The sequence below is a fragment of the Enterococcus sp. DIV2385 genome, from assembly GCF_051711925.1.
Classification (GTDB): domain Bacteria; phylum Bacillota; class Bacilli; order Lactobacillales; family Enterococcaceae; genus Enterococcus; species Enterococcus faecalis.
Window position 1 is genome coordinate 2127697 of the sequence record NZ_JBIONV010000001.1, and the last position, 13875, is coordinate 2141571.

Consider the following 13875-nt stretch of genomic DNA (forward strand, 5'->3'; position numbering starts at 1 on the left):
CTTCTATTATACTATTCTGTAAAAGTTGTTTATTATTCAACAGTGGCAATAATGTCTTTGGCTGATACAATTAAGTATTCTACGCCTTCGTATTTCACTTCTGTTCCTGAATATTTTTCAAACATTACTGTGTCACCAATTTTTACTTCCATCGGAACTTTTGTGCCATTTTCAAGCACACGACCTTCACCTACTGCGATAACTTCACCTGTTTGTGGTTTTTCTTTTGCAACGGATGCAAGAACAATTCCTCCAACAGTTTTTTCTTCTTCTTTCGCGACTCTAATTACGACGCGATCGCCTAATGGTTTTAACACAATAAATCCCTCCAAATAAAAAGTTTTCGCTTATTTTAGCACTCGATACATAAGAGTGCTAACTCACACTATTTATAATACTCATTTCACTCTAAAAATGCAAGTCTTTTCTCTCTTTTTCTTGTCAATTATAAGATACGCATTTTTTATTGAGTATTCTTTTTTCATGGAATGTTTTTCCAATCCTTTAATTCATGGTAAAATAAATTGACTACGATTGGAGGCGAATAAAATGAAACAACGTTTACTTACAGCACTAATAGCAACCTTCGTTTATTTTGTGATAGCGAATTTAGGAAATCTTGTTTTCAGTGTCACAGAAGGAATTGTTTCGACACTTTGGGAATCTCTTTTCTTTTTCTTATTCGTTTTTCTTTTATTAGGATATCGCAATAATCGTAAAAAATAATTATAGAAAGGATTAACCATGACCTTAAGAAAATCAAGTTTATTTATTTTAGTCACATACATTATCGCTTTTTTCGGGCCGTTACTTTTTTCGGGTATTTCCCCCAATGCAGCGATTAATGTGACAACTGCTCTCTACATTATTGGCGCCCTTGTAATGATTGGCATCTTTTTAAAAACAACAGAACCTTCTCCTTTAGAGGAAACAGCAACCTTGAAATCACCTATTTTTATTTTTTTACTAGGTGTTAGTGGGATTTTCATTGCCATGCTGATTCAAGGGGTTACTTTTGCCATTGAAGTAGCCATCACAGGAGAACAAGCTACTTCTCAAAATACACAAGCTATTGTAGCGGTGATTTTGGCAAATCCTTTATTTATTTTGGCAACTACTATCGGTGGTCCGATTATGGAAGAATTCGTCTTTCGTTATGCATTTATCCATTTAATCCAGCCTTTTACAAATTTCTGGATTGCGGCTACTGTTAGTTCGGCGATTTTTTCACTCGCACATGCCGATGGTCACTTTTTTGTTTATTTCTTTATGGGATTTTTCTTTGCTCTTTTGTACAAGCAAACTGGAAAAATTTGGACCTCAATTATTGCCCATTGCGGCATGAATACGATTGTGATTATTGTTCAACTACTTTTGCATAATGGTGCAATTCAATAAGAAAAGGGCCTTCGTCTAAACGACTAGGCCCTTTTCTTTTGCTTATTCTTCTTCGTCAATCAATTCGTTGTCATGATGTAAGAAATAAATTAATGTTTGTAATTCGTTGGTTAAGTCAACATTTTGAATTAATACTTCAGGTGGCGCTACTAAACGCGCAGCCGTAAAGTTTAGAATTCCTTTAACCCCTGCTTCGGCAAGTTTGTTCACAACTTCTTGCGCTTTGCGAGCTGGAATAGTTAAAATAGCTACTTCGATTTGTTGAACACGGATTTGTTCCATCATATCTTCCATTGGATAAACCGGAATACCGTCAACAATGCGTCCCACAATATCTTCATTCACATCAAATGCGCAACTTACACGAATACTGTTGCTTTGATGGAATTTGTACTTTAATAAAGCACTTCCTAAATTACCAACCCCGATTAATGCGACATTGGTTAACTCATCTTCATTCAATGTTTTTGCAAAAAAGTTCATTAAGTTTTCAACATCATAGCCGTACCCACGTTTACCTAATTCACCAAAATATGAAAAGTCACGACGAATAGTCGCACTGTCTACTTGTACCGCTTCACTTAATTCAGTTGATGAGACTTTATTTTTTCCTGTATCATGTAACATTCTTAAGTAGCGATAATATAAAGGAAGGCGTCGCGCCGTTGCTTTTGGAATAACTTGATCTTTCACAATTGGACCTCCAATACTTTCACTTAAATCTTATCCATTAACATAATAGCAGTTTTTCACAATAAAAAGCAATTCTATGGCTCAAAAATAGCATTTTTCTTCAAAAGTTTGTGATAAAAGGTATAAACCTTCACAAAGCATTTTTTGATACGTGCTATTTTAGCAGATTTTATGCTACACTAAGGGCAATGAATTTAGAAATGAGGACTACTGATGATTTTATTACAAGCAAATCAAGTTGCCCGGCATTTTGGCTCGGAAACATTGTTTGAAAACATACATTTAGAAATTGCAACAAAAAGTCGGATTGCCTTAGTTGGTCGTAATGGTGCTGGAAAATCGACTTTTTTAAAAATCATTGCAGGCATTGATGCTCCCGATAGCGGAACCATTGCCAAAAATAAAACTGCTACGTTAGGTTATTTAGCTCAAAATACCGGTTTAGAATCAGATAAAACCGTTTGGGAAGAAATGACAAAAGCCTTTGCTGACATCCTAGAAATGGAACAGCGTATGCGAGAATTAGAAACCAAAATTAGTGAAATGGAGCCAACCACTTCCGTTTATGAAGGAATTTTAAAAGAGTACGATCAATTGCAACATACGTTTTCTGAAAAAAATGGCTACGGCTATGAAAATGAAATTCGTTCAGTCCTTCACGGCTTTGGCTTTGATGAATCCTTTTACACGAAAGATATTCAAACCTTATCTGGTGGTCAAAAAACCCGGCTTGCATTAGCGAGAATGCTTTTACAAAAACCAGACATTTTAATTCTGGACGAGCCTACAAACCACTTAGATATCGAGACGCTTTCTTGGCTGGAATCTTATTTGCCAAGTTATGCCGGCGCCCTATTAATTGTTTCCCACGATCGTTATTTTTTAGATAAGGTAGTTAATGAAGTTTATGAACTGAGCCGCAAAAAAATGACTCACTACAAAGGAAACTATTCCAAATACTTAGAGTTAAAAGCAGAACAATTAGCCAGTGAATGGAAAGCGTATGAAAAGCAACAAGAAGAAATCAATAAGTTAGAAGATTTCGTTGCCAAAAATCTGGTTCGTGCATCTACAACGAAACGTGCACAAAGTCGCCGAAAAGTATTAGAAAAAATGGACCGTTTAGACCGACCTCAAGGAGATGAAAAATCGGCGCATTTTCTTTTCGATAGTGAAAAAGTCTCGGGAAATGTTGTTTTACAAGTCGAAGATGCCGCCATTGGTTACGACCAAGAACATATTTTATCCGAACCTATTCACTTGGATATTCGTCGCAAAGAAGCCATTGCCTTAGTCGGACCGAACGGAATTGGTAAATCCACTCTCTTGAAATCAATTATTGACCGCATTCCTTTCATTAAAGGAAGTAAAACTTTTGGTACCAATGTTTCTGTAGGTTACTATGACCAAGAGCAAGCCAATTTACATGGCAATAAAACGGTCTTAGCGGAATTATGGGATGAACACCCAACCACACCTGAAAAAGAGATTCGAAGTATTTTAGGCGGCTTTCTCTTCAGTGGAGATGATGTTGAAAAAACGATTCCTTTATTAAGCGGTGGCGAAAAAGCCCGTGTGGCATTAGCAAAATTAGCGATGGATCGTGACAATTTCTTGATTCTCGATGAGCCAACCAACCACTTGGATATCGATAATAAAGAAGTTTTAGAAAATGCGCTGATTGATTATGAAGGAACCATCCTCTTCGTTTCCCATGACCGTTACTTTATCAATCGAATTGCAACAAAAGTTGTTGAGCTTTCTGAAAAAGGCAGCAAACTTTATTTAGGCGACTATGATTATTATTTAGAAAAGAAACAAGAGGAAGAAGAAATCGCTGCCCTCTTAGCTAATGAAGAAGCGGCGAAAAAACCCGAACCAGTTACAGCCAAAAATACCTTTTATCAAAACAAGGAGCAACAAAAATTACTCCGTACTTTGCAAAGAAAAATAACACAAGTCGAAGAAAATCTTGCTCAGTTAGATACGACAATTGCACAATTAGAAGCACAAATGAGTCAACCAGACATTCTAGAAAATCATGTTGAATTGCTGGCTCTAAACCAACAATTAGATGACGCTCGTCAGCAACAAGATGAACTACTTGAGCAATGGGAAAATTTCAGTTTAGAATTAGAAGAAATGGAAAATAACAATTAACGGAGGGATTCACTATGGCTTCCAAAAAAATCAGTTTAACGAAGCCCAAATATCAACAAATCGCCGTTGATGTTGCGGAAAAAATTGCAGAAGGCAAATTACATGTTGGAGATAAAATCCATGCCCGTTCCACCCTAGCTAACCAATACCAAGTGTCGCCAGAAACAGCTCGCAAAGCCATTATCGTTTTAGTCGATTTAGAAATCGTTAAAGCCAAACACGGCAGCGGCTTCTATGTGGCATCAAAAGAAAAAGCGCAGGACTTTGTGACACAATATCAAGACGTTCAAACGATTGCTGAAATTAAAGAAGAATTGCTAGATAGCGTAGCGAAACAAAAAGAAGAACTTACTCATTTTTCTAGCATTCTAGATACTCTTGTTGAACAAACAAAGCGTTTTGATTCTTTCAATCCAATGAATCCTTATTCATTAGTTTTAACAGAAGAAGCTGCTTATCTTGAGGCGACGATTAGCGAAATGAATTTTTGGCAAAACACTTCGGCAACGATTATCGCTATCAAACACAAAGAAGAGCTTCTGGTCTCACCTGGTCCATATGCAAAGATTTCGTTGAACGACACACTTTATTTTGTTGGACATGACGAATCAACCTTACAACGTGTCCAAAATTTCTTTTATCCTTAAACAAAAAAGTGACTACTTATCTTGCGGTAAATAGTCACTTTTTTTATTTATTATTTCTATTTTTCATAAAAAACCACTATAAAACCTAGTTAAAATACTGTTTTTCTTCATTTTCAGAAAGATTTTCATCTAATTTGACAAAGTGACAACTTTATAGTAGTCTGATGTAGTCACTTTTTTATTGAGGAGGAACAATGATTTGCCAAAAGTAAAAGTAAATCACCTTACCAAAATCTTTGGTAAGAAAACCAAACCGGCACTTGAAATGATTCGTGCCAACAAAAGCAAAACAGAAATTTTAGAAAAAACGGGTGCCACAGTCGGTGTTTATGATGTAAATTTCGAAGTTGAAGAAGGCGAAATTTTCGTTATTATGGGGTTATCAGGAAGTGGGAAATCAACATTAATTCGTTTATTAAATCGTTTGATTGAACCAACTTCAGGAAATATTTATATTGATGGACAAGATATTTCTTCTTTAGATAAAGAAGGATTACGTGAAGTACGTCGAAATAAAATGAGCATGGTTTTCCAAAACTTTGGTCTTTTCCCCCATCGAACTATCTTAGAAAATACGGAATATGGTTTAGAAATTCGTGGTGTTCCTAAAGAAGAACGCCAAGCAAAAGCTGAAAAAGCCTTAGAAAATTCTAGCTTAATTGCTTTTAAAGACCAATTACCAAGTCAATTATCTGGTGGGATGCAACAACGTGTCGGCCTTGCTCGTGCCTTGGCTAACGATCCAGAAATTTTATTAATGGACGAAGCGTTCTCTGCTCTTGATCCGTTAATTCGTCGTGAAATGCAAGACGAACTATTAGATTTACAAGAAAATGTCAAAAAAACCATTATCTTTATCACACATGATTTGAATGAAGCTTTACGAATCGGCGATCGGATTGCCTTGATGAAAGATGGTCAAATTATGCAAATTGGGACTGGAGAAGAAATTTTAACCAACCCAGCCAACGAATATGTGCGAACCTTCGTGGAAGATGTGGATCGTTCAAAAGTCTTAACTGCCCAAAATATTATGGTACCTGCTTTAACTACTAACATTGAAATTGATGGCCCAACTGTTGCTTTAAAACGGATGCGTCAAGAAGAAGTGAGTATGTTACTTGCCGTGGATAAAAAACGCCAACTAAAAGGCGTTGTACGCGCAGAAAAAGCTTTAGAAGCGCGTAAAAACGGGACTTCTCTTGTAGAATGTGTGGATCCAGAAATTCAAACAATCGACAAAGATATGTTAGTGAATGATATTTTTCCACTGATTTATGATGCACAAACGCCTCTTGCCGTGACTGATAACGGCAAACTATTAGGCGTGGTCATCCGTGGTAGCGTACTTGAAGCACTTGCAGAAACAGAGGTGAACGAACATGAATAAGTATCAATTACCTGTTGCGTCTTGGGTTGAAAGTTTTACTGATTGGTTAACTTCAACATTTGCTGGATTATTCAGCTTTTTACAAACAATTGGTCAAAGTGTAATGGACAACATTACTGCATTACTAACAGCCGTACCACCACTTGTGCTGATCGTGCTATTAACGATTGCTGCTTTCTTTATTTCTAATAAAAAAATTGGCTTAAGTTTATTCACGTTTATCGGCTTAATGTTTATCTATAATCAAAACTTATGGAACGATTTAATGAGTACCGTTACGTTAGTTTTACTTTCTAGTGTTATTTCCATTATCATTGGTGTGCCACTAGGGATTTTAATGGCGAAAAGCGAAAAAGCCAAAAGTATCATTACACCGATTTTGGACTTCATGCAAACAATGCCTGGTTTCGTTTACTTGATTCCAGCCGTTGCATTCTTCGGAATTGGTATGGTTCCTGGGGTCTTCGCCTCTGTTATCTTCGCTTTACCACCAACTGTTCGCTTTACGAACTTAGGAATTCGACAAGTGCCAAATGAACTTGTTGAAGCAGCTGATTCTTACGGTAGTACTGGCTGGCAAAAATTATTCAAATTAGAATTACCTTTAGCCAAAAACACGATTATGGCTGGTGTTAACCAAACAACCATGCTAGCTCTATCAATGGTAGTTATTGCTTCAATGATTGGTGCGCCTGGATTAGGACGTGGCGTCCTTTCCGCTTTACAACGTGCGCAAGTCGGGAACGGTTTTGTAAATGGTGTGGCTTTAGTTATTTTAGCGATTATCATTGACCGTTTTACTCAACATTTAAATAATAAAAAAGCAGCCCCTAAAGCAGCTGGTGCCACCTCTAAAAAGAAAAAATATGGGATTATTGCAGCGGTTGTTGTAATTGTGGCTGGCTTAGTTGGTGCTTCAATTTTTACAACAACAAATGATAAGCAAATTTCCCTTTCTTATGTGGAATGGGATACCGAAGTAGCCTCCACACATGTGGTTGCCGAAGTCTTAAAAGATATGGGGTATGATGTTAAAACGACCCCTTTAGATAACGCAATTATGTGGGAATCTGTAGCTAAAGGTGAAACAGATGCCATGGTTGGTGCGTGGCTGCCAGGAACTCACGCAGAGCAATATAAACAATATAAAGATAAATTAGACGACCTTGGTGAAAACCTTAAAGGTGCAAAGCTAGGAATTGTCGTCCCTTCTTATATGGATGTTGATTCTATCGAAGATTTATCTGATCAAGCTGGGAAAAAGATTACTGGAATTGAACCTGGGGCTGGTGTTGTTGCAGCAGCAGAGAAAACTAAAGAAGCTTATCCTAATTTGAAAGATTGGTCTGTTGAAACTTCTTCATCAGGTGCCATGACTGTCGCCTTAGGACAAGCAATTAAAAACAACGAAGACATCGTTATTACTGGCTGGTCTCCTCACTGGATGTTTGCAAAATATGATTTAAAATATTTAGCTGATCCAAAAGGCACTATGGGCGGCGAAGAAGCGATTCACACAATGGCTCGCCAAGGCCTAAAAGAAGATCAACCAGAAGCTTACAAAGTGTTAGATAATTTCCATTGGACCACTAAGGATATGGAATCTGTCATGTTAGAAATTAACGAAGGCAAAGACCCACAAGAAGCTGCACGTGATTGGGTTGATTCACATAAAGACCAAGTAGCAGAATGGAAAAAATAATTCTTAACAAATGACTTCCCCATCTATTAAAAGAGGGCGTTGAACAAATTGTTCAACGCCCTCTTTTTTCGCCAAAAAAACCACTCAGTTGGGTAGACTGAGTGGAAAGGAGTTATTTTTACTTGAGGAGTAAAAATGAAAAGTGTTTATGTTGGGTGTTTTGTTGGTATGCTTATATATTAACGAGAACCTGTGAATAATTTGTGACGAAAACCTTGGAAATTTGCTACGAATTACTTAAAAAAGTTTAAATGTGTCTCACTCTAGTTAATCAATACAGCGATTATTTCTTTTTAGCATTTTGGATGGCTTTAAATAATGTTGAAAATTGTCCTTTGAAAGACATCACATCATCAAAGATATCAACACCATCGTTTAACATTTTGACGGTAACCCAGCCAAGCGCTTCCGTAATTGCTACTGCAACTGAAGCATTGACCATGCCACCAGTCACAGTTCCGACAACAGGAATCACTTTTAGAATATTCCCGACTGCACTCTTACCTAAACTAACCACTACTAATTCTTTGGTTAAGCTTTTCCCTAAGCTTTCAGACCAAGACTGACCAAAAATTTTATGCAGCCGTGACATCATAGTTAATTGAACAGGTACCAGTAAAAAAGCATCCGAAAATGGAATTGGCGAAAACCCAATAATTGCTGCTGACAATGCAGCAAAATGAATCGTTTGATGACTTTTCTTTTTCACGTCAGGTGAAACACCAGCCAAAAATTCATCAAATACTTTGTCGAGTTGTGTTTGACTGTTCGTCACTAATTGTTCTGCTTTACCTTTAGAAGTTGCGAAAGCATTCATTATGACCGTAGACGTTTTTTGTGGAAATTTTTTCAAGACATCTTGAAAAAAAGAACGAAATTCTGGGTCTTCGATTTCTTCATTCAATTGCTTAGTTTCTTGTTCTGCTAATTCTTGTTTTTCAATCTCTTCAAAAAGTTCTTGTTTCTTTTTGTTTTTATGTTTTTTTCTTCTCATCTCATTAACTCCTTTATCTATCAATATGTAGAAACAAAGTATAGCATAGCCCCTGATTGATTCTCTTTTAGATGATTTAAAAAGCCAGAACTTATCTGTTTTTTAAACAAATAGAAATGTTCTAGCTTTTCTCAAAAAATCAGCTATTTTGTTTGTTCTTCACCGCAATACACCGTCAAGTGTTTAGGCAAAATTTCCAGCGTAATTGGCAAAGCAGCTCCTTCATCACCATCCACATTAGTGGTTAATTCTTCTTGGTTTTCTAAGGAGATTTTTCCTTCTTTAAAGGTTAGGTAAGCTAAATTATCAGTGGACTGGTCGACGCCTTTTAACAAATCTGGGACTGCTTTTACTGCATCCCACAATGATTGATCTTTTAAATAAACTAAATGAAGTTTGCCATCATCCACTTGGGCCTCTGGTAATAATGTTTCAAACCCACCGATTGAATTCGTTAAGCCAACTAAAACGGTACTACTTTCAATGGTTTGTTCTTTTTGATCCAAGCTTAAATGAAAAGGATACGTTTGAGCATTCGCTAAATGTTTGGCACCTGAAATAAAATATGCGAGTTTTCCTAACTTCGTTTTTTGTTCAACGTCCACGTCGTTAATTGACTCTGGAATCGTCCCAATCGCAACGACATTCATAAAGTAGTCGTCATTGATTTTCCCCACATCTAAAGCACTGGTTTTTTCTAAATCTAATTGTTGAATCGCTTCTTCAGGGTCCATCGGTAAATTCAAGGCTCGCGCTAAATCGTTCACCGTTCCTAAAGGAAAAAAGCCAAATTTTGGGCGGTAAGCTTGTTCTGCCAACCCGCTAATTCCTTCATTAACGGTTCCATCTCCCCCCATTACGAAAACACTGTCGAAGTGACTTTCCGCAGCTTCACGGGCAAATTGTTCTGCATCGCCGCCTTTTTCTGTTTGTTTCACTACAACTTCATCAAATAACTGCTTTAATTTTTCTTCTGCTAACGTTTCAAATTCTTTGGCTTTTTCACCACCAGAACTGGGGTTAACAATTAAAACTGCTTTTTTCACTGGTACCACTCCTCGTTGATATCTAAATCGTTTGATTCCTTACAATTATTATAAAAGATATTTTTGATTCTGGCGAAAAATATGCTGACACTTGCTTAACAAACAAGCATTCCTGCTCCTCACTACTTTTCAAAACGTTCTTTAAAGCAATAGGCAAAATAATAGAACAATTTCCAAAAATCTTGCCAAACTTTTGGATCCATCCCCGTCAATTCATGAATTCGTTTCAAGCGGTAATTCAATGTATTTCGATGGATATGTAATACTTGTGAGGTTTCATTGATGTTTAAGTTATGATTGGCGAAAAAAATAACGGTTTCATAGTATTCATCATAAATCGTCTGGATGGTTTCAAAAAAATCCAATTCAATATGAAAAGGAAAATTAAAAATGCCTTGAATGAAAAAATCTTCTGCTTGGTAAAACTTAGCCTTTTCTAATTGGAGAAACGATAGAAGTAAATACGTGTTTTGTGCCTCTTGGACCATTTGTTGAATCGTGGCTTTTTCCGAACTTATCACAAGGTATTCTGTTACTGGCTTTGTTATCTGAGGTGGTTCAGAAGTAATCACCAGATAACAATTTTCCCATTCAAATATTTCATGTCCAGGATAATAACTGGATAATAAGCGCTTGTCCTTGGTCAGTACACAATGATTCTGGTCATCTAATTGAAGGTTATATAGTTCCAACGCTTCAAGTTTTAAGGCTTCTGAGTAAGCAGAATCAACATGCATTAAGTGCTGGATAAACTGATTTTTTTGTTTCTTCTTTTTTTCGCGTTCTTGTTGTGTATTTAATTCTTCTGTCAGTAAAAGAACAATCGAGCGCACAAGCTTGGTAAATTTGCGCACCTCGTCTGGTTCTCCTGAAATGCCTACGACACCTAAAATGTGATTATTCAAAATAATCGGTTCATTGGTGCCTTTTTTCTCTAAAGAAGTATCTTTATAAATTTCAATATTTTTTCGTTCATTGATGGCTCTTTCTGCACCACGATGGCGCTCCCCAATTCGAGCAGAATCTCCACTCGCAATAATTTTTCCTCGTTCATCCATAATATTGATGTTATAAGGAATATCTGCCATCAACTTTTCAACAATTTTATTTGCTTGGATTTTGTCTAATTTTAACATTGCTATCGCCAACTTTCTAAAAAGCGAGTAGCGTTTGGGACATAAGCCGCAATGACTTATGTCCCAAACGCTTAATTCTTCAGATCAACGACTGAACATTTTTATTTCAGCTTTCATTACTGATGATACCATGGTTAGTTCTTAGTCACAAGGCACTAGCTGTAATGTACGAGCAATATTTTCAACGGTTCTTTCTAAGTTAACTGGTCCATTTTTCAATGCTGCTTCCAATGGTTCGGCTTTGGCCAAAATTCCAAAAATAGCCGTCATCCCTTCTTCATAGAGGACATCCACATCTTTGCCGATATAGCCAGCACAAGCGAAAACCGGTTTTTGATACTTCTTGGCCAAACGTGAGACGCCATAAGGGGCTTTGCCGAATTTTGTTTGAAAATCCATACCGCCTTCACCAGTAAAGACATAATCAGCGGCTTTTATTTTTTCTTCTAATTGATTCACTTCTACGACAATATCAATCCCTGGGCGTAACTGAGCTTTTGTGAATGCTAGTAACCCTGCACCCAAACCACCAGCAGCTCCTGCACCTGGCATCATCTCAACATCAATGCCGATCTCTTTTTTGATGATCGTTGCATAATGGGCTAAGTTTTTATCTAATTGAGCCACCATTTCTTCTGTCGCACCTTTTTGCGGACCAAAGACATGAGACGCCCCTGTTGGCCCTGTTAGTGGGTTATTCACATCACTTGCTACTAGAACTTCGGTAGCAAAAATACGTTGATCAAACTGTGTTAAATCGATCTGCGCCAGTTTATCTAATGCACCACCGCCACGTGTCAATTCTTGCCCTTCCTTGTCTAACAAACGCGCACCAAGTGCCTGAATCATACCTGCACCCCCATCATTTGTCACGCTACCACCAATGCCGATAATGATTTTTTTTGCCCCATGATTGAGCGCATGTTGAATCATTTCTCCTGTACCATAAGTAGAAGTGATCAAGGGATTACGTTCTGCTGCTTTAACCAATTCAATTCCGTTGGCTTTCGCCATTTCAATGACCACCGTTTCTTGGTCACCTAATAAGCCGTAATAGGTTTCAACGATTTGATCAGGAAGCGGTCCTGCCACACGCACTGGTACTCTTGTGCCTCCTGTTGCATCCACTAAGGAATCCACCGTTCCTTCCCCGCCGTCTGCCATCGGGACGTGTTGAATGTCTGCATCTTTAAATACAGCTAAAATCCCTTTTTCCATTGCCAGACAGGCTTCTTTTGCACTCATACTTTCTTTAAATGAGTCTGGAGCCAAAACAAATTTTTTCGTCATCTTTTCGCGCCTACTTTCCAACTAGTTTAAAATAAAGCCATATAAAATGGTTGCAACAATCGTCATTACCCCACCGACACACATTTCATAAGGAATCACTCGAATTCTTTCTTTAATCGTCATATTCATACTTTGTGCCGTAATATGGAAATAATTGCCTTGAGGAACACTATCAATCACAGTTGCACCAGTATGCACCATGACTGCTGCTGAAAGTGAAGATGTGCCCATATCTAAAATCGCTGGTCCAAAAGAACCTGTCGCTAAAATAACCGCTGTGGATGTTGAACCAACTGCTAAGCCCATTAAAATACCAGAAATCGGTGCCAAGAAGGTTCCAGAAATTCCCATAACAGAAATTAAGTGGACAATTTGTGTTGATAAATCAGAAACAGAAATTAATCCAGCAATTGCACCTGCACCAATTAAAATTAAAACGGTATCGGTTACTCTCTTCAAGCCAGAAGATGCATAAAAGGCCAGTTGTTTTGTTTGCCCAATCGCAATTGTCCCAACAACTGAAGCGAACGGCAAAATATACAGAGCATCAATATTCAAACTTTTGATGAAAGAAATATTTAAAACGGCGCCAATCGGATTAAGTAATAATAAGACAATCGCTAACACTGGCGCGATCAACGCCTTTTTCAAAGGTAATAATTCTTTTGTTTGTTCCTCTACAAGATCCGTTTCTTTGACCATTGACCCTTTGCTTCTCATGATATTTGCAAGAACAACAGCTGTAATTAAACCAAATACGGCTGGAATAAAGCCAGCAATCATAACGTCACTTAGAGGTAAATCAAAGCCGTTCGCCGCTGCAATAGTATTTGGATTAGGCGAAATAATATTGCCCGCTTTGCCGCCACCTGATAAGGCAATCAATAATGATAACTTACTGATACCCGTACTTTTCCCAACAGATAGAGCAATCGGGGCAACAATCAACACTGCAACAGGAATGAATACGCCCACTGCTGTAATTACCATTGTGGATAATGCCAAAGATAAAATAGCTTTTTTCTCGCCAAGCTTTTGTACAATGGCGTTGGCAATTGATTCTGCCGCACCGGATTCCATCATCACACCCGCCAACATACCGGCTGCTAAAACACGGATTGCGGTTCCCATAATACTTTGTGTTCCGTTTAATAGAACAGCGACTGTATCTGACAGGGAAGCGCCTCCAATAAGACAACCAACAATTGCACCAAAAAACAAGGAATACACAGGATTAAATTTTTTCAAAATTAATACTATCGCTACAACTAATCCTAAAATTGCAGCAACCCAAGATATTGTAATATCTGGCATTCAAAATCAGCTCCTTAAATTGTTTACGCTTTCATTTTATCAAAGTCCTTTCTTTTTAAAATTGTAAATTTAACAGGATTTATTGTTCAAATGCACAAAAAACTG

At 37.5% G+C, this 13875-nt stretch carries 13 protein-coding genes; 6 read left to right on the forward strand and 7 right to left on the reverse strand.

Going from position 1 to position 13875, the window contains the following annotated elements; genetic code table 11:
* Window positions 1–32: 32 nt before the first annotated feature.
* Entirely contained in the window at window positions 33–317 is a 285-nt protein-coding gene (groES, locus tag IGM04_RS10270; protein ID WP_002356531.1) for a co-chaperone GroES, read from the reverse strand.
* Window positions 318–549: 232 nt separating this feature from the next.
* Between groES and IGM04_RS10275 the strand changes: the two genes are divergently transcribed.
* Together IGM04_RS10275 and IGM04_RS10280 are read left to right on the forward strand one after the other, a co-directional pair.
* On the forward strand, window positions 550–726 hold the full coding sequence (locus IGM04_RS10275) for a hypothetical protein (protein ID WP_002356530.1): 177 nt from the start codon (window positions 550–552) through the stop codon (window positions 724–726).
* Between the two features lie 18 nt (window positions 727–744).
* On the forward strand, window positions 745–1398 hold the full coding sequence (locus IGM04_RS10280; protein WP_002356529.1) for a CPBP family intramembrane glutamic endopeptidase: 654 nt from the start codon (window positions 745–747) through the stop codon (window positions 1396–1398).
* A 42-nt stretch (window positions 1399–1440) separates the two neighbouring features.
* On the opposite strand, the gene IGM04_RS10285 is transcribed toward IGM04_RS10280, so the two are convergent.
* On the reverse strand, window positions 1441–2091 hold the full coding sequence (locus IGM04_RS10285) for a redox-sensing transcriptional repressor Rex (RefSeq protein WP_002356528.1): 651 nt from the start codon (window positions 2089–2091) through the stop codon (window positions 1441–1443).
* 213 nt (window positions 2092–2304) lie between these two features.
* Between IGM04_RS10285 and IGM04_RS10290 the strand changes: the two genes are divergently transcribed.
* The 4 genes from IGM04_RS10290 (at window position 2305) to IGM04_RS10305 (ending at window position 7990) form a co-directional block, all read left to right on the forward strand.
* Window positions 2305–4251, forward strand: coding sequence for an ABC-F family ATP-binding cassette domain-containing protein (locus IGM04_RS10290; protein WP_002365037.1), 1947 nt, complete (start codon window positions 2305–2307; stop codon window positions 4249–4251).
* 14 nt (window positions 4252–4265) lie between these two features.
* Complete coding sequence (locus tag IGM04_RS10295) at window positions 4266–4898, forward strand: GntR family transcriptional regulator (protein ID WP_002356525.1); 633 nt, start codon at window positions 4266–4268, stop codon at window positions 4896–4898.
* A gap of 199 nt (window positions 4899–5097) precedes the next feature.
* Window positions 5098–6288, forward strand: a complete 1191-nt coding sequence (locus tag IGM04_RS10300; protein ID WP_002388977.1) for a quaternary amine ABC transporter ATP-binding protein — start codon at window positions 5098–5100, stop codon at window positions 6286–6288.
* Window positions 6281–7990 carry an ABC transporter permease/substrate binding protein gene (locus tag IGM04_RS10305; protein ID WP_002356521.1) on the forward strand — a complete coding sequence of 570 codons (1710 nt, stop codon included), beginning with the start codon at window positions 6281–6283 and terminating at the stop codon, window positions 7988–7990. The genes IGM04_RS10300 and IGM04_RS10305 overlap by 8 nt, the downstream gene beginning before the upstream one ends.
* Window positions 7991–8273: 283 nt before the next feature.
* On the opposite strand, the gene IGM04_RS10310 is transcribed toward IGM04_RS10305, so the two are convergent.
* The 5 genes from IGM04_RS10310 to IGM04_RS10330 all read right to left on the reverse strand — a co-directional run bounded on the left by IGM04_RS10310 (window position 8274) and on the right by IGM04_RS10330 (window position 13770).
* Complete coding sequence (locus IGM04_RS10310) at window positions 8274–9008, reverse strand: YcjF family protein (protein WP_179189147.1); 735 nt, start codon at window positions 9006–9008, stop codon at window positions 8274–8276.
* Window positions 9009–9127: 119 nt separating this feature from the next.
* A complete protein-coding gene (locus IGM04_RS10315) occupies window positions 9128–10030 on the reverse strand; it encodes a diacylglycerol/lipid kinase family protein (RefSeq protein WP_086318018.1) in 903 nt (300 codons plus the stop codon).
* A gap of 122 nt (window positions 10031–10152) precedes the next feature.
* Window positions 10153–11166 carry a CdaR family transcriptional regulator gene (locus tag IGM04_RS10320; RefSeq protein WP_002379728.1) on the reverse strand — a complete coding sequence of 338 codons (1014 nt, stop codon included), beginning with the start codon at window positions 11164–11166 and terminating at the stop codon, window positions 10153–10155.
* Window positions 11167–11307: 141 nt separating this feature from the next.
* Window positions 11308–12456 carry a glycerate kinase gene (locus IGM04_RS10325; RefSeq protein ID WP_086318017.1) on the reverse strand — a complete coding sequence of 383 codons (1149 nt, stop codon included), beginning with the start codon at window positions 12454–12456 and terminating at the stop codon, window positions 11308–11310.
* A 21-nt stretch (window positions 12457–12477) separates the two neighbouring features.
* Window positions 12478–13770, reverse strand: coding sequence for a GntP family permease (locus IGM04_RS10330; RefSeq protein WP_002359581.1), 1293 nt, complete (start codon window positions 13768–13770; stop codon window positions 12478–12480).
* Between the last annotated feature and the right edge of the window lie 105 nt (window positions 13771–13875).